Raw genomic sequence first — 18,215 nt, 5'->3', positions numbered from 1 at the left:
TTTTGAACCCTTGAATCATTAATCTTCATCTTTTTAGATCATTCATTTCATTTTGCTCGCTGAACATATCCCAAAAGTGCAAAAAAGTCCCATTTTTAGGTAAATTATATTTGACTTACCCGATATTATCTGATATCATTATTAAGCGTCAAAATGATGGCAGCAAGCAAAGTCTGACTATCCGCGTCAATGACCAAAGAGTGATTCAAGTAGCACGGCTGCATTGGTGAAAGAATCGAATATTGACACACAGGCAGATGATTTGCATCTGTTATTGTTTTATGCAAACCATAAAACAATTATAGGAGGAAAAATTATGGCAAGAATTACAGGACCTGTTTGGAAGAAATCTCGTCGTTTAGGATTTTCTGTTTTGGAAACAGGCGAAGAATTGACAAAGAGAAATTATGCACCTGGTCAGCACGGACCAACAAAAAGAGTCAAGCTGACAAACTACGGATTGCAGCTGAGAGAAAAACAGCGCATCAGATACATGTATGGCGTTAACGAAAAGCAGTTCCACAACACTTTCGTAAAAGCCAGCAAGATGAAGGGTGTCAAAGGTGACAACTTCTTATTCATGCTTGAATCAAGACTTGACAACCTGGTTTACAGAATGGGCTTTGCAAGAACCCGCAGAGCTGCAAGACAGTTAGTTAACCACGGACACATCTTGGTTGACGGCAAGCGTATAGATATTCCTTCATGCCTGATCAAGCCGGGACAGACAATTTCTGTCAAGGAATCGATGATGAACAACAGCGCTATCAACGAAGCTTTGGAAGCTACATTGAACACAGTTGCTTTCGTAACCGTTGATAAGGAAGCTAAAAAAGGTGTCTATGCACGTTATCCTGAACGCAGTGAATTGAATCAGGAAATCAATGAAGCCTTAGTTGTTGAATTCTACAACAGATAATCTTAAGCCCCATACGGGGCTTTTTTATGTCATATTTTATTGTATAAAATCTGTATTTCTCTCAATCAGATAAATTTTACTGAATTTGTCTATATCATTAATAATTGAAACAAATATTACCTGCTGCCTCTTTTTTTCAAACTAATAATTATATTTGGACAAATATGCCTTTTTGACGAAAAAAGCTCTTTATTATATCCTATGTCCGAAAAGGAGGTCAATTTATGATCAATACATTTATCGTAGAAGGAAAGCTGAAAGAAATAAGCGAAATCAGAGAAACGGATAAAGGCATCAAATTTTCACGGGTCACTCTTGATGTTGAACGTAATTTTCGCAACAGTGAAGGTTTTTATGACGAAGACACGATAGAAGTAGAACTGTGGAGAGGCATAGCGGAAATCTGCTATGAAAATTCAAAGGAAGGAGATATGCTCAGCATTCAGGGACGGATTCAATCTTCAAAGCTGAAGACAAATGAAGGCAAACCATTTCTCGCATATAAATTTGTTGCTGAAAAAGTATCGTTTCTTTCATAAGCAGCCGAAGCGGTTCAAAAGAATCGCTATTATAAAAAAAGAGGCCTTAGCCTCTAAATGGTAGACATTCAATAAATGAGAAATGACTTAGATCCAGTTTATCCATCACTTTCTGAACTTCTTCCAAGGTTACATTCTCTATTAAATCATAAATTTCAAAGTAAGAAAGCTGATTGAAATAGTTACGGATATAAGTAATGGCAATACCTTCAAAATCATTCAATTCCCGGATATTTTCACCATAATATCTTCGCTTCAGCTGATCGAATACCTCTTTCTTCAAAGGCGTATTCTTCATCCTGTTCAACTGGTCAAAAACCAATTGTTTAAATTCTTCTGTTTTATCTGTTTCACTGTAAAGCATGCAGTAACCGTAATCTTCGCCAAAATCAAACTCATATCCAAAGAAATCGTTGATAATTTTCTGATCCAGCCATTTCTGATATTCATCATTGATGGACGAGAACCATGCATCAAAATAAAAACGCAGATAAATTTCTGTCCGACAGCGTTCTTTCGGATCAGCAATGCCATCTAATTTAAAAGCAAGATTGACTTTTGGCCGATTGATATCCATTTCAAATGAAACATGGTCTTTGACCACTTCTTTGGGTTCATGAACATATTTACGTTTTGCGGTATTGATGCTGGCGAATTTCTTCTTAGACTGATTTTCTTCGATGATCTTCATGACCTCTTCAGGATCTTTGCCGGTTACTACAACACAAATCATTGAATGTGGATGATAATTGTTGTTAAAACAACGCTTTAATTCATCCAAAGTGGTTTCCGTAACGCTTTGGATCGTACCTCCGACATCATTTTTTAGAGGATGCTCATGATAAAGTGCCGCAAAGCTCTCCCTGACAAGACGGAAATCACTCATCTGCTGATACATATTCAATTCCTGAATGATGATTCCCTTCTCTTTTTCAACACTTTTTTCATTGATGTCAAGGCTTTGGGTAAAATCAAGAAGCAGATTAAGAGGCTCCTTCAAATCATGACTTGTTTGAAAATAATAACAGGTCATATCATATGTTGTAGTTGCATTCACATTTGCACCCATCCTAGAAAAATCTTCCATAACATCACGATGCCGGGATTCAAACATCTTATGTTCAAGAAAATGAGCAACGCCTGAATGATATTCAAACTCATTGCCTTTTGAATCTATTTGCGATACATCAAAAGCTCCCATGGGCGTTGCCATGATCGCAAAGCTTTTTTCATAGCCTTCCTTATGCCAGATAACTACCTTTAACCCATTATCTAATGTTGTTTCGTAATAACATTCCTGATATTTATTTGATACAACCTTATTCATAATCCTTCTCCTTTGAAGCACATATAAAAGTGGCAACGTGCGTCATCTTCTGAAACACCCTGACTACATCATCTTTGGTAACAGCAGATACTGCTTGAATATTTTCTTCGATCGGATATTTGCGTTTTAATATGGAATTTCCCAACTGATAACCGATGATGCTGCTCATCTCATCAAGCGAATTCATCAATGCCCCGACCAGCATCTTTTTAGTAGTTTCAAGAAGCTCATCACTGATATCTCCCTGCTTACAGCGTTGGATCTGTTCTTGGATTAGACGCAACGTCTTATCTATATTTTCTTCCTCAATACCTGTCGAGATCAGACAGGCACCATCATAAGAAATAAGATTGGAGGATATGGAATAACATAGTGAATTTTGCTCACGGACGACCTGGAAAAGATAACTGCTTGGCAGTTGACCTAAGATGCCATTCGCAACTTTCAATGCCGGATAATCAGCATCCTTTACCGTTACATTTGTCGCATAGACCATTGCGATATTTGTCTGAGGCTGATTTTTCTCTTCCCTGCTTATTCCACACTCCTGTGATTTTAAAAGATAATAAGTTTCATAACAAGCTTTTCTATCACTAAAACTTAACTTTTGTGTAATCAGCTTGACAAAAGCATTTTCATCAAGATCACCACAGACAATAATTTCAATCTGATCCTCTTTCATCATTGAATGATAACAAGAAACCATATCTTCCGCTTGGAGTTGTTCAAGAAGTTCTTTGCTTCCTCTCACCCGAATACTGAGCGGCTGATCCTTACCTGCTATCTCAAATGCTTTCATGATCGTATAGCTTTGAGCATCATCCTCTTTACGCTTGATTTTCGACATCAAGATATTTTTATTTTCCTGAAACAGATCAGCATCAAAACTTTCATGCTTCATCAGCGGCTGAAATAAAATATCGCTGATAAAATTTAACCAGTCATTTAAAATATTGTGATTTTCATGAATATAGAGCGGATTGATGATTTTACTGCGAATCTCTACGCAATGAGCTTTTCCATATGTAACGGTACGGCTTCCTAATGTACAGCCATATAAATGATCACAGACCTCATTCATCTTTTTCTTGGTATCATAGCGGGCACATCGATCTACCAGCATCATTGCCAGCAGCGATCTCTCTGTTGCTTTTTTTTCTTCATTTTTATTGATAAAATTGATAGATATACAGATGTCCTTGAATTTTTTGCTTTGAATATAATTCAAGCTAACACCTTCGGCAATCGTTTTGATCATAAAATTCCTCCCCTACTAGTATAAACATCCTATATACTTTAACACAATATTCAATCAATTTACATTTATTCGATAACCCGTATCCAAATCCACCTGATTTAGACACGGACGATTTTCGCTGATTCGTTCAACATTTTCAATACATAGCTGAATAAATCTTTCTCTTGTGCTTTTCCATATGAAGCCACCGGCACTATGAGGAGTGATCATCACTTTATCATTTCTCCATAATGGATCATCAGCAGGAAGCGGCTCCGGGTCAGTCACATCCAGTCCAACCCCGCCAAGATGATATGGCAAGATTTCAACAAGATCATCATGAACAATGGCACTTCCTCTTCCTACATTGATCAGGATGGCATCTTTTTTCATCTTAAGCAGCTTTTCTTTATTGAAAAGTGAAGATGTTTCTTCTGTTTGCGGCAGACAGAGAATGACCGTATCCATATCGCCTAATACATCATCCAGCTGGTCAATTGTTTTTATTTCATCAAAATATTTTAAAGCGGTTGTCTTTCTTCGCTTGATACCGGTGATATGACAGTCAAAGGCTTGCAGCCTTTTAGCCGTCTGAGTACCCAGATCACCACAGCCCACAATAGCAATTTGTGAATGATAGATTTCTTTGCCCTGATGCAGATTCTTCCATAATCCCTGATCCATTTGATGTACATAGGTCGGTATATTTTTAGAAAGAGCTAAAAGCAGTGCCAAAACGTGTTCACTAAGCGGAATGCCATAGCAGCCGCTGGCATTGCAAAGAACCGTATCCGGATATATTCGTTTTACAAATGTATCACTTCCGGCACTTCTTAGCTGAATCAGCTTAAGATGTTTTTTCTTGATATTTAAATCAGGTGTCGGATTTCCCAAAATGATCTGGGCATCATCAATATCTTCCTGAGATAATTTCCGAACAAATTTTAAATGATGCTTTGATAGTCCCTTTGCTAATAATTCCCGTTCTGATTCATTCAATCGATCTTGTATTACTATTTTCATACTTTCTCCTTTGAAAAGAGATTTGCGCTAAACGCAAATCTCATGATTACTCAGCAGCTTCCTTATTCACCTTTTTAGGCTTTGGTTTCTCAAGCAAGGCTTTGCGAGATACATTGACTTTTCCTTTATCATCGATCTCCATGACCTTGACTCTCACAATATCGCCGAGCTTCAAGACATCCTCAGGCTTTTCAACTCGTTCATGAGCAATCTTGGAAACATGAAGCAATCCGTCACATCCCGGGAACAATTCCACGAAAGCACCGAATTTTTCAAGACGCACGACTTTCGCATCATAAATTTCCCCTACTTTTGCTTCACGCACGATATTGCTGATCATATCTGCAGCCTTTTTGATCGGTTCGAGATCCGTATGATAAATCACAACATGTCCAAAATCATCAATATCGATCTTCACATCATCACAAGCAGCGATGATCTGATTGATCATCTTTCCGCTAGGACCTATGACATCACGAATCTTTTCAGGTGAGATCGTCATCTGATAGATCTTTGGTGCATACTTGCTTACTTCTTTACGTGGCTCACTGATAGCTCCCATCATGTTTTCCATGATCTGCTCACGACCCTTATGTGCCTGAGCCAAAGCTTCCGTCAATATCTCACGGGTGATTCCATCAATTTTGATATCCATCTGCAAAGCAGTAATGCCGTTTTTAGTACCGGCAACCTTGAAATCCATATCTCCGTAATGATCTTCCATACCTTGGATATCTGTTAGGATCGTATAGTTTTCTTTTTCCTTCACAAGTCCCATCGCAATACCGGCCACCGGTGCTTTTATAGGAACACCTGCAGCCATGAGAGCCATTGTACCGGCACAGATCGATGCCTGTGAACTTGAACCGTTGGATTCCAATACCTCTGCAACCACACGAATCGTATATGGGAATTCTTCCAGCGAAGGCAGAACCTGACTCAATGCCTTTTCACCTAAAGCACCATGCCCGATTTCTCGTCTTCCCGGAGAACCCATACGTCCTACTTCACCAACAGAATATGGCGGGAAGTTATAGTGATGCATGAAACGTTTCGTTTCGATTTCTGTAAGATCATCAACGATTTGATTATCATTGACAGGTCCTAAGGTACATACAGAAAGTACCTGTGTTTCACCTCTTGTAAACAAAGCACTGCCATGAGCACGAGGCAGAAGATCCACTTGAGAATTCAAAGGACGTACTTCATCGATCTTTCTGCCATCAGGTCTTATTTTATCGACGGTGATCAAACGACGAACCTCTTCTACGACGATATTGTGACAGATTTCATGAACCTGCTTCAATACCTGATTCTTTTCTTTTTCATCTGCATATTCTTTTGCTTCATAAAGCGCAACGGTTTCAGCTTCCAGATCATCGATCTTTCCATAACGCTCTAATTTTTCATGAATACGTACAGCTTCTACCATACGGTCCTGTACATAATCACGAACCTCACGATTCAAATCTTCATCAATACCATACAAAACTACCTCACGTTTTTCCTTACCGCAGTCACGTATGATTTCTTTCTGGAACTGACAAAGCTTTTTAATGTATTCATGTCCAAACATGATGGCTTCGACCATTTCATCTTCACTGACTTCGCTGGCACTGCTTTCCACCATGTTAATCGCTTCTGAAGTCCCTGCTACCGCTAATAAGATACGGCTTTTTTCAATTTCTTTAACTGTTGGATTAATAATATATTCACCATCTACATAACCAACATATACACCGGCGATCGGTCCATTGAAAGGAATATCGCTGATGCACAATGCCAAAGAAGCTCCGAACATTGCTGTCATCTCCGGTGTTACATCGGTATCGACAGATAATACTGTATTTACGACCTGAACCTCATTTCTGAAGCCTTCTGCGAACAGCGGACGAATCGGACGGTCAATCATACGAGCCGTCAAAGTAGCATGTTCGCTTGGACGCCCTTCTCTTCTTAAAAAACCCCCAGGGATCTTTCCAACGGAATAAAGTTTTTCCTCAAACGTAACAGTTAACGGAAAAAAATCAATTCCCTCCTTGGGTTGTTTGCTGGCAGTTGCTGTTGACAAAACAACTGTATCATCATAACGTACTAAAACAGATCCTCCTGCCTGCTTTGCAAGCTCGCCTGTTTCAACTGTGATCACCCGACCACAGAAATCTAAACTATATGTATGTTTAGCCATTCTTTCACCTCTATTTTCCTTGTCTATCTTATCATATTTTTATCATATTTGAAACAATAAAAGACATCTTTCGATGTCTTTTCACTACTTTCTTAAATTTAATCTCTCAATCAGATTTCTGTAACGGTTCAGATCCTTCTTCTTTAAGTAAGCCAAAAGATTACGGCGATGACCTACCATCTGAAGCAAACCGCGCTGTGAATGATAATCATGCTTATGCTTTTTCATGTGTTCAGTCAGGTTATTGATATTAGCTGTCAATACTGCTACCTGAACTTCAGGACTACCTGTGTCACCTTCATGAGTGGCAAATTCCTGCATGATTCTTGTTTTTTCTTCTCTACTGATCATTTTTAATTTCCTCCTGTTTCATCGTCGTTCCAATCCGAGATAGAAGCTGAGGATTCAACTATCACAGAATGAAACCTCTAGTATAATATCATATTTTTTTATCGACCGCAATCATTATTTGATTAAATCGGTTCAATCATCGTAAGCTGTACCTTTTGCTTTTCTTCATCGATCTTTTTAACCCAGACATCAACGATATCTCCTACGCTGACAATTTGAGATGGATGTGATATTTTTTCTTTTGACATATTAGAAATATGTACAAGACCGTCATCATGCAAGCCGATATCGACAAAAGCACCGAAATCAACGACATTGCGTACAGTTCCCTGCAATTTTTCATTTATTTTCAGATCAGACAGCTCCAGGATATCACTTTTTAATAATACCTTGTCAAATGAATCACGATAATCTCTTAACGGAGAAGATAAGGCATCACAGATATCTTTCCATGTATAATCATCACAGCCTGTATCCTTTTTGATCTTATTCTCATCGCAGCTTTTCAAGGCTTCTTTGATTTTATCGCTGCCAATATCACTGCTGTCCATCTTTAAAGCATCTAATATTTTATAGGTCAGCTCATAGCTTTCCGGATGGATCGCAGTTTTATCTAACACCTCATCCGAATCGATGATCCGTAAAAAACCCGCTGCCTGTTCAAAGGATTTAGCACCGATCTTAGGAATCTTTTTGATTTCATTGCGATTTTTGATCTTGCCATGATTTTCACGATAATCCACGATTGACTGAGCACTGGCAGCACTCAGACCGGAAACATTTTTCAAAAGCTCAACACTTGCCGTATTAATATTTACGCCTACCAGATTGACCGCTTTTTCTACGACAAAGTGCAATCGTTCCTTTAACTTTTTATTAGGAAGGTCATGCTGATACTGACCCACACCAATTGATTCCGGATCAATTTTGATAAGTTCACAGAGCGGATCCATGAGCCTTCTGGCAATCGAGATCGCACTTCTTTTTTCAACGCTTAATTCAGGATATTCCTTGCGTGCCAATTCGCTTGCGCTATAAACCGAAGCCCCGGCCTCACTGACAAGCGTAAATTGAATATCATAATGATATTCCTGGATAAACTGTGCAACAAATCTCTCACTTTCCCTGGATGCCGTACCATTTCCGATTGCAATCACTTCGACATGGTATGTATCGATCAATCGTTTCAGCTCTTCCTTGCTTTGTTTGACTCTTGCATTCGGCTCATGCGGATAAATCACGCTGACCTCCAGCATCTTGCCCATCTGATTGATGACCGCCAATTTACACCCGGTACGAAAAGCAGGGTCAAAGCCAAGGATCACCTTGTCTTTTAAAGGCGGCTGAAGCAAAAGCTTTTCTAAATTCATCGAGAATACATCCATGCTGCTTGCCTGTGCTCGTTCAGTCAGCTCGCTGCGGATCTGATTTTCAATGCTTGGTATTGCAAGACGCATACATCCGTCTTCTACCGCTTTTTCGATCAGCGTTTTACAGGCTTCACTTTGATGACGAACAAACTTTCTAATGGCATAATTGATACAATACTGATGATCAAAGCTGATCTCACATGTTATGACTTTTTCCTTTTCAGCACGATTGATTGCCATGATATTATGATTTGCGATACGATCTGCCCGTACTGAGAAATCGTAATACATCCGATATACCTTCTTTTCATCATCATGCTTCTTTTTCTCTCTGGTTACGATTCTTCCATAATGCATCATTGAATCATAAATTTTCTGACGGATCTCAAGATGATCGCTTGCCATTTCCGCAATAATATCGCTTGCTCCCTGAAGGGCCTCTTCGACGCTTGTCACCTGCTCGCTGATATATTTCTCTGCTTCCTTTGTCAAGTCATGATCTTTATTTTTTAAGATCCACTCGCTCAAAGGCTTCAAGCCTTTCGATATCGCTTCGCTCGCCCTTGTCTTACGCTTTTGCTGATAAGGACGATAGATATCTTCTACTTGAGAAAGCTTCACGCAAGTGTCCAACTGCTGTTTGATCTCCTCTGTCAGTTTGCCCTGAGTTTCAATCAGGCGGGCCACATCTTCCTTTCGCTTTTTAAGATTTTGCTGATACGTATATTTTTCTGAAATGCTGCGGATCTGTTCCTCATCAAGTCCCTGTGTCATTTCTTTTCGATAACGAGCAATAAAAGGGACCGTATTTCCCTCTTCAAGCAGTTTTAATGCTGCTTCTACCTGCTCTTTTCTTATTTGCAGCTCTTGAGCTATTGTTTCTAATTCCATCTTATTCACCCATACTTATTATAACTGAAAACTAACCGATAAAAAGACTTGACTTATGCAGATACGATTTTAATCAATACCTCTGTCATCACATCCATATCTTGAATGCTCACATATTCATATCTGCCATGACAATTTTCACTTCCGGTTCCCAGATTCGGACAATTCAGCCCCTTATAAGTCAACATGGCACCATCAGTACCTCCTCGTATCGCTTCACTGTCCCCACGCAATCCACATTCTTTCAAAGCTTTAACTGCCTTATCAATACAACGCATATCTTTTTCAATATAAGTTCTCATATTTTTATATTGCTCATGTATTTCCAAATCAATGATTTCATAACCATAACGCTGATTCATAAAATCCCGAACATTTTCAAGCTCCTTGATCATAGCCGCTAATTTATCTTCATCATGATCGCGGAGAATATAAGAAAGCGTTGCTTCATCACATTTTCCCTGAAAATCAGTCAAATGATGAAAGCCTTCATATCCTTCGGTAATTGCAGGATCTTTAAATGGATCCAAACACATATGAAACTGCATTCCTGCCAAAGAAGCATTGATCATTTTTCCTTTGGCATCACCCGGATGAACACTTTTCCCATGTACATGGACAACCGCCTCGCAGGCATTAAAATTCTCATAAGCAATGACATTGATATCACCGCCATCCACCGTATAAGCATAATCACAATGAAAAGCCTGTAAATCAAAATGATCCGCACCACGCCCAATTTCTTCATCACAGGTAAAAGCTATCCCGATATAACCATGCTTCAAAGATTCATCTTCCATGATTCGCTCTGCCATGCTCATGATAATCGCTATTCCCGCCTTATCATCACCACCAAGAAGCGTATTACCGTCAGTGACGATCAGATCCTGATGAAGATGCCGATATAAATTTTTAAATTCTTTCGGTGAAAGGATCACCCGGGGATTCAATTCAATATCACTGCCATCATAATCTCTAATAATCCGGGGACAAACATCCTTCCCCGAACAATCCGAAGAAGTATCCATATGCGCAATAAAACCAATTCTCTCCTTCATATCACAATTGGCTTCAATATGTGCATACACTTCACCAAAATCATTCATATAAGCATTTTCAATGCCCATTTCATGCAACTCATCCACTAAGAATCGAGCCAGCTCTTTCTGCTTCATCGTACTAGGTACCGTTTCAGAAGCCGGATCTGAAGTTGTATCAAATTTCACATAATTCAAAAATCTTTCTTCAATTTTCATAAATTAATCTCCTTCTGTTTTTCATTCATTATAATCAAACAAAGACCATCTTTCAATCAAGATGGCCCCTATCAATCATCATTTGTTTCATTTTTTCTAAGATCCACGCATAATCTGCCAGCATTTCCTCATCAGCCTCCAATTTCTTCAATTCCTGATAGGCCATGCGCAACGAATCAAAGGCTTCACGAAGAATCTCCAGATCCGCTTCAAAGATAAAATAATGAAGACGATGGAAGAAAAACGTGATTCTTTGTACCCACGTCAGCTCATGGGTCATCGGATGTCGTTTCATCCTTTCCATAAAATCAAGAAAATCAACTCTTAAAAGAACATCATAAAGATTTTGATAACAGCAATGCAAATGCACATACTCTGTGTGATTTTTATAAGCGATCATATCTTTCATGAATGCATTTTAAAATAAATCAAGCAAAAAGATTGTTGGAATTTAGTATCAGATCAAGCATTTCACGTATTTATAAATCATCTTTTTATACCATGGCAATGAACGATAAACTTCAAGTGAAGATGCTTGTACAAAATCAAACATAATACGATATTCCTCTTCATCAAGCCCTTCTTCCGAAAAACGATTCTTTTCAAATAAAGAAAGTATTTTCTCATTCTTGACCTGCCGGTATTTTTCAATCCTGCATAAATAATGATAAATTTCAAAAACAGCCTGCTGACGATTCCTCTGGCTCATTTTCCCAACTAATGAACGACGGCGAACGATACGATAGATCACTAACAGCAACGGTAAAACCAGAATCGTTAAGGTCACGTATAAAACAGATGATACAGGTTGCCGATCGATCACTTCCTCTGAACCATTTTCTATCGGATCATCCGGTGTATTATCCGGCTGATTCACTGAAGGATTATTCGGAGAATTATTTGTCGCATCATCCGGGCGATTGTTTTGGATATTTGAAGGCTGCTCAGGATCATTAGACGAAGATCCCTGTGTACTGCCAACGGTTACCTCAACCGGAATCCAGCCATAATTTCGATCAAAAATTTCTACCCATGCATGCGAATCAGAATCAACGACTTTTGCGTTCATATATGAATCAAAGGATGACGCATCAATATGATAGCCCTCCGCATAACGGGCCGGTATTCCATAATAACGAAACAACAGGGTTGCAGCAGTCGCAAAATGTACACAATAACCTCTTTTATTTTTCAAAAGAAAATACTCTAAAAAGTCTTCACCGTCCGGAGTAGCACCCGGACTCAGCGTATAACGGTATTCACTAAGCAGTGATAAAATCCGACTTGTTGCTTCATCGACAGAAAGTGTCGCTTTCGCCAGATCCATCCTATCTCTAAAGATGCTTTGAATCTCACTTGGAATATCCAAGTAATGTTCATTTACAAAATTGATATATTCTCCATATTTCCGATTATTGGTAGCAGTATTAGGATTCCATACCTGATAGACAACCGTATCATTCTTATGATCCAGCTTGATATAAATATCATGATTGATACTGTAATCAGCCTCTATCGAACGAAGATAATAAGGTATGGGCGCAAAAACATTCCCTGACCTCAGATCTGTGACCGTAATTTTTTCAGTATCCACCGAGCTTACCTCATATTTCACGATCCATTCATACGAACGTTCAAACTCCGAAGCGCTTAATTCCGAATAAGCTTCATCCTTTAGGGCTTTCCAGCTATTATCCTCATAAACGGCTCCGCTGTAATATTTCAGATAAAGGTCTTCCCTTCTGTTGCGCCTCACCTCAAGATGCTGGGCTCCTGTATAAAATCGATTTCCTGCAAGGTTCAGATCCAGCTCATCATCATCAAATTGCAGGGTTGAAAAAAAGGTAATCAATGAATTAAACCGATCTAAAAGCGACTCGATGGAAAAGGGCTTATAAGCTGTTTCCTTGAAGCGTGCTTCACTCAGTACGAACATAAATCCACCTGAAACGACAAAGACCGTAATTCCTACAAGCAAAAGCTGTTTTCCTCTTGCTTTCCAATCGATCAATATCTTTTTATCATTAAACGTTACAAAAAGCATGAACCAGAAAGCAAAAACCAAAAGCATCAATATCCAGTTCAAACGGATCTGAAAAAATAATGAAGGAGATACGAGAAGCAACGATACTATAAAGATCAAAAATGGTTTTCTTCTGTCGAAAAGAAAGCACATGATTTCCGACACAAAGATCTGCATCAGCGAAAGCAGAAGCAATACTTCAATTTGTACTTGATTTCTGGAAAAATAGATATCAAATTTCTGAAAGCTCAATCCTGTATATTGCCTATATGTTTCTACGACCTGATTATATGCATACATCAAAGCATCGATCAATATGCTCTGATTCATGAACACCACAGCGATGCCGCCAGCCAAGATCAGCCAGCAAATCCATTTATATTTGACATAATGCCACAATAAATAAATACAAACAGAAATAAGAAGCAGCAAGAAAAATGCACTCAACGCACTGTCTAAGACCCCGAAATGAACGATAAGCAGCAAAGGCGAAAACATACATCCCATGCAATAAAGAACAAATGTGATCCGATCATTCTTTTCCACCTTATTCGCCTCCTTCAATTCCCATCTTTGTAATGACCCATTCAGCATGAACAAAATCTTCTCCATCTGCCTTTGGATTTGAAAGAATAGTATGTAATGCCTCTTCATACTCTTTGAGATCAGAAATCTTTTCTTCCATCAATTTATTTTTTGAATACCATTGCACCTGACATTTTGATTTCTGAATCGTCAAATGACAGACAAACTGATATAGATATGAAAGAACCTGCCGGCAGTCTTCTTCATCACCCGAAAGATCTAAAAACAGCTTCATCATGAGGCCTGCATCCTTATATTTATCCTTGATCATCAGTTTCGACTGACGATAACTGACCTTATAATGAATATCCTTGACAGAATCTCCTTCTCGATATTCCCGAATATCATAGTCCTCATTTTTCTGCTGATTATAGTTACGCAACTTCTCATTGACCTGAGCATTCAATTTTCGATACGATTCATCAATATAAGGATAACAAAAGCTCTCCATTTTTTCCTGACAACGTATCTTTTTTGAAAAGATGCCTAACATATCAATGATCCGACACGACTTGATGGAAATCACAGATTTTCCTAAATGAAAAAGTGATTCATCCAAAGGTATATAAACGCTGCCGCCACATACTAAAAACTGTTTTGACTGTGAAAGGGATGTATCCAAAAAAAGATTGTTTATGACGATTTCAATTTTTATTCGTCCAACGGGAAAAAAGCCCTTTCCTCTAAATACTAAATTCATTTCATTTTCTGATTGCAGAAACTGAAAGCTGATCTTTCGATACATCATGAGCATGCAGAAAACACTTATCACTATCAATGAAAACAAAAGCACGATCAGCAGCAATAAATAATAGGCTCTTGTTATAAGGAACGTAATGATAAGAAGAAAAGCTAACAATAAAACAAATAAGCGTCTAGCCAGCATGTTTCTCACTCAGGGAAGGCTGCTGAACAGAATTCAATACTTCCTGAAGAATCTGTCTTTTAACCTCATTTTCCTTTGAATGACGGGCACTGGCAGATACGATTCGATGTCCTAACACATCAAAGAATACTTCTTGAATATCTCGTGGAATCACATAACTGCGCTCATGCAGATATGCGTTTGCCTTTCCCATCTGAATCAGACAAATCGATCCACGCGGCGATGCTCCCAAAGAAAGCTGATCATGGGAACGAGTCGCATCAACAAGACGAACGGCATATTTCATGATTTCATCATGAACATATATACGATCTACCTCTTTCTGCATTTCGCAAAGCTCATCAGCTGTAAGTACCTGTGATATCTGATACTTTTCGGGATGCTGCTTACGGCGAAGAATCTCCACTTCACTTTCCGCATCAGGATAACCTAATGAAAGACAGATCATGAATCGGTCAAGCTGGCTTTCAGGCAAAAGCTGTGTACCGGCAGAACCAAAAGGATTTTGGGTCGCAATGACATTAAACGGATCATATGCCTGAAAAGTAACCCCATCTACAGTAATCTGGTTTTCTTCCATGACTTCCAGCAATGCCGACTGTGTTCTGCTTGATGTACGGTTGATTTCATCTGCCAGAAAAAGATTACAGAAAACTGCTCCCTTATGTAATACAAATTCACCGCTATTTTGATCCAGAGCATTAAAGCCAACGATATCGCTTGGCAAAACATCCGGTGTAAACTGGATTCGGCGCCATTCAAGGCCTAAAGCCTTCGCAAAAGCATTTGCCAGAGTAGTCTTTCCGACACCGGGCATATCCTCAAGCAGAACATGTCCCCTGCTCAGAATAGCCATCATGATCTTGTTGACCTCATTTTCCTTGCCAACGACAGCTTTGTTGACCTCATCAATTATTTTTTTCGCTCTCATCTTTCCCTCCTGTTTTTTTATAATTAGTCACTTAAAATTACTACCAGCCGCGGGAACCGCCGCCACCGCTGCCTCCGCCGGAGCTTCCGCCACCAGAGAAGCCGCCGCCACCTCCACTGTAACCGCCACCATCAGAGCTGGAAGATGAAGGTGAAGACATACTGCTGCTCATTGAACGTGTCAGGGTATGCGCAAAGGAATTAAAGGTTGCATAAGTCATGATATCACCTGTTTGATAAGAAGGCGGTTCCATTGCCAGCTCACTAAATTTATCCTGCCATATCTTTGTCACGTGCAGTGCCTGCGCATAAGGAAGAATATGATAGTAATACTCAGGATCTTCCTCTAAAAGCCTTTCCAGCTGATCCTTTTGCGCTTCTTTGATAAACCGTTTGAACCCTTTTAACTCACCGATCAAAGCCAATGCCTGAGGCGAATATTTTTTGATTCCCCTGGCAATAAGAAACGCAAAAATGCATTCAAATGCCGTTACCATCAGCTGTGTCTGATATATCTCAGTTACGACACTGATGATCAGGTAAAACATGCCGATAGGCATAAATAGAAATAAATAATAGAAAATCTTCGAAATGATACGATCTTTATGTTCAAATAATCTGGAAATCAACAGCATCAATATCATAAAGATCATAGCCGGAGAAAGAGAAATTATTTTTATGATACATTCACTGACCCATTCTTTCGACTCTGCCATGCTTAAAACAGCGATCATGGTCAAAAAGAGGAGCAATGCTGCGATATAAATCAATAATTTGATTCCATTGCCCATTTTTTCATACATAGGCATCTCTTTGTACTTCTCAATGATCTTTTTCCGTGCACGATTGATATCAACATAAAATCTGCCTTTTAAATCATCACTGGTGACCTCATGATCATGACCATGCTCAAACATGCTGTCAAAAAGTTTTCTCTCATAAGAAGGACAATGTCCGGGAAGCTCATTGACCTTGATTAATGTAAATTCACCATCAATTCCCTTGATTTGCAAAGCACCTAATCCCGCCCAATAGAAAATCAATGAAGTCATATCCTCATTAGAAAGCCTGCCATCAATGACATATCCTGCCTCAGCACTGTTCATGGACCTTGGCGGATAAAAACTAACAGGCTCTACAAAACGTGGCCGAAACACGACATATCGAATGAAGGCTGCAATCATTACCAATATCACACCTATCATCGGTATCACATTTACAGCCGGCGGTGTAGGACGATAGAAATCAGCTGCCGACAAGTACAATGAAAGCTCCAGCTTTTCTTCCGGCTGCAAAACATCACGGGTTATCAAGGTCAGCGTATGATCATTCTGAGTGACTTCATAGCGCTGTGAACCCGTATCATCATTCCATCTGCCTATAAATACCCTGTAATCAGAAAGCACAGGCATGGTAATTTCCACATGCACATTTTCTGTCTGGGCATCTTCATAATAATCCAACAGTGACAACTTCAATTCACCATCCGCAATGATCTTTGGATGTAAGAGATACTTCATTTCAATCGTATATTCACCGGCTTCATCTAAATGAGCATAATATTCAGAACTCTTCTTTACCCGATTAACAAGACACTCAAAATCATACAGCTCTGTTTCAGAACTATAAAAAGCATCAAAATCCGGACTTAAGGGATAAGACACATCATCTTCGTTTGCAGTAAGCTGAATGATTTGTGTTACATGAAAATCCTGTGCTTCATCGATATTGATCTGAATCGTTTTTTGGTGAACGATATACGGATAAACATAAGCAGGTGCATCTGCAAATGCTCCCTGATTAAGCTGTATCTGTACGGTTGCTGCTTCATATGGCTCAATCGTTTGATTCGATTCAATAAATATTTCATTTTCACCCATCGTATAATCCAGTTTTTTATTTTCTTTGCTTCCATAATATCCGTCACGAAGCGTAACATTCTCAACCGTCGCATGATTTGGCCATACGATATGTGCACTTAAATGACAGGTAGGTGAATCAAAATCATCTCCAATCAGATTCAGATAGATATAATCATAATTCTCATCATAATCCTGATAGTGAGCCAGCGTATAAGTCAGCACATAACGCTTTTTACCACTCACCGTCTTATCTGCATCACCTATTCTTATTTCTACTCCTGAATAGGTTTCCTCAATTTGATACGGGGCTCCTTCGACATGGATATCCTTGATCTTATATCCCTCAGCATCACTTTCTTCGGGAATACTGCGGATGATCCCATGCATTTCTTCTTCATAATAAACATCCAGCGTTTCCGTGATCTTAAATTCCCTTTTAGAATTGACCTCAACTTCAACATCAATATTTTCATAATAATATCCCGTTGAATCTGCCTTTATCGTCAATGAAGGAAGAAATACAAGCAGCATCGAAAAAATAATGCAATAAACCATATTTTTTCGCATCGTCATTCCCCCCTTTCTTTTTTTACTAATTATAAGCTATCAGAGCAATAGAAAACAAGATAAAAATCATGAACCATCCATAAAAAACATAGACCTTCAATAGACAGTAAAATACCACATACTGCCTCCTTTTTATAGTCAAAGCTTACATCAACAGACATGCCCCAAATGATTTAAGCATGCCAGCCAAAGTCAACATCAAATATTAAATAAAATATCAAGCTATAAATATCATGGTGAAATCATCGATCACACCGACTA

14 protein-coding genes are annotated in these 18,215 nt (G+C 38.9%); 2 read left to right on the top strand and 12 right to left on the bottom strand.

All coding sequences use genetic code 11. The features are described 5' to 3' along the window. Window positions 1-316: 316 nt before the first annotated feature. Together rpsD and Q0K35_RS11460 are read left to right on the top strand one after the other, a co-directional pair. Window positions 317-919: a 30S ribosomal protein S4 gene (gene rpsD / locus Q0K35_RS11465; RefSeq protein WP_294562998.1), complete on the top strand. Its 603-nt coding sequence runs from the start codon at window positions 317-319 to the stop codon at window positions 917-919. Between the two features lie 224 nt (window positions 920-1,143). Continuing rightward, window positions 1,144-1,458 carry a single-stranded DNA-binding protein gene (locus Q0K35_RS11460; RefSeq protein WP_294562997.1) on the top strand — a complete coding sequence of 105 codons (315 nt, stop codon included), beginning with the start codon at window positions 1,144-1,146 and terminating at the stop codon, window positions 1,456-1,458. A gap of 46 nt (window positions 1,459-1,504) precedes the next feature. Here the strand turns inward: Q0K35_RS11460 and Q0K35_RS11455 are convergent, their stop codons facing one another. The 12 genes from Q0K35_RS11455 to Q0K35_RS11400 form a co-directional block, all read right to left on the bottom strand. Continuing rightward, window positions 1,505-2,785, bottom strand: a complete 1,281-nt coding sequence (locus Q0K35_RS11455; protein ID WP_294562996.1) for a pitrilysin family protein — start codon at window positions 2,783-2,785, stop codon at window positions 1,505-1,507. Beyond that, window positions 2,778-4,043 carry a pitrilysin family protein gene (locus tag Q0K35_RS11450; protein ID WP_294562995.1) on the bottom strand — a complete coding sequence of 422 codons (1,266 nt, stop codon included), beginning with the start codon at window positions 4,041-4,043 and terminating at the stop codon, window positions 2,778-2,780. Before Q0K35_RS11450 ends, Q0K35_RS11455 begins: the two co-directional genes overlap by 8 nt. Window positions 4,044-4,097: 54 nt before the next feature. Next, the gene (locus tag Q0K35_RS11445; protein WP_294562994.1) at window positions 4,098-5,045 is read right to left on the bottom strand and encodes a D-2-hydroxyacid dehydrogenase; all 948 of its coding nucleotides are present in this window, start codon (window positions 5,043-5,045) and stop codon (window positions 4,098-4,100) included. Between the two features lie 46 nt (window positions 5,046-5,091). Further along, window positions 5,092-7,233, bottom strand: a complete 2,142-nt coding sequence (gene pnp / locus Q0K35_RS11440; protein ID WP_294562993.1) for a polyribonucleotide nucleotidyltransferase — start codon at window positions 7,231-7,233, stop codon at window positions 5,092-5,094. 84 nt (window positions 7,234-7,317) lie between these two features. Continuing rightward, window positions 7,318-7,584, bottom strand: coding sequence for a 30S ribosomal protein S15 (rpsO, locus tag Q0K35_RS11435; protein ID WP_071442591.1), 267 nt, complete (start codon window positions 7,582-7,584; stop codon window positions 7,318-7,320). 122 nt (window positions 7,585-7,706) lie between these two features. Beyond that, a complete protein-coding gene (locus Q0K35_RS11430; RefSeq protein ID WP_294562992.1) occupies window positions 7,707-9,845 on the bottom strand; it encodes a Tex family protein in 2,139 nt (712 codons plus the stop codon). Between the two features lie 53 nt (window positions 9,846-9,898). After that, the gene (pepT, locus tag Q0K35_RS11425; protein WP_294562991.1) at window positions 9,899-11,101 is read right to left on the bottom strand and encodes a peptidase T; all 1,203 of its coding nucleotides are present in this window, start codon (window positions 11,099-11,101) and stop codon (window positions 9,899-9,901) included. A 52-nt stretch (window positions 11,102-11,153) separates the two neighbouring features. Further along, a complete protein-coding gene (locus Q0K35_RS11420; protein WP_294562990.1) occupies window positions 11,154-11,510 on the bottom strand; it encodes a hypothetical protein in 357 nt (118 codons plus the stop codon). 48 nt (window positions 11,511-11,558) lie between these two features. Next, complete coding sequence (locus Q0K35_RS11415) at window positions 11,559-13,670, bottom strand: transglutaminase domain-containing protein (protein WP_294562989.1); 2,112 nt, start codon at window positions 13,668-13,670, stop codon at window positions 11,559-11,561. Window position 13,671: 1 nt separating this feature from the next. Next, complete coding sequence (locus Q0K35_RS11410; protein ID WP_294562988.1) at window positions 13,672-14,595, bottom strand: DUF58 domain-containing protein; 924 nt, start codon at window positions 14,593-14,595, stop codon at window positions 13,672-13,674. Then, on the bottom strand, window positions 14,585-15,526 hold the full coding sequence (locus Q0K35_RS11405) for a MoxR family ATPase (RefSeq protein ID WP_294562987.1): 942 nt from the start codon (window positions 15,524-15,526) through the stop codon (window positions 14,585-14,587). Before Q0K35_RS11405 ends, Q0K35_RS11410 begins: the two co-directional genes overlap by 11 nt. A gap of 40 nt (window positions 15,527-15,566) precedes the next feature. Then, window positions 15,567-17,954, bottom strand: a complete 2,388-nt coding sequence (locus Q0K35_RS11400) for a DUF2207 domain-containing protein (RefSeq protein ID WP_294562986.1) — start codon at window positions 17,952-17,954, stop codon at window positions 15,567-15,569. Window positions 17,955-18,215: the final 261 nt, after the last annotated feature.

The organism is uncultured Traorella sp. (assembly GCF_944327115.1).
GTDB lineage: Bacteria > Bacillota_I > Bacilli_A > Erysipelotrichales > Erysipelotrichaceae > Traorella.
This window is presented reverse-complemented; position numbering and strand designations above follow the sequence as displayed.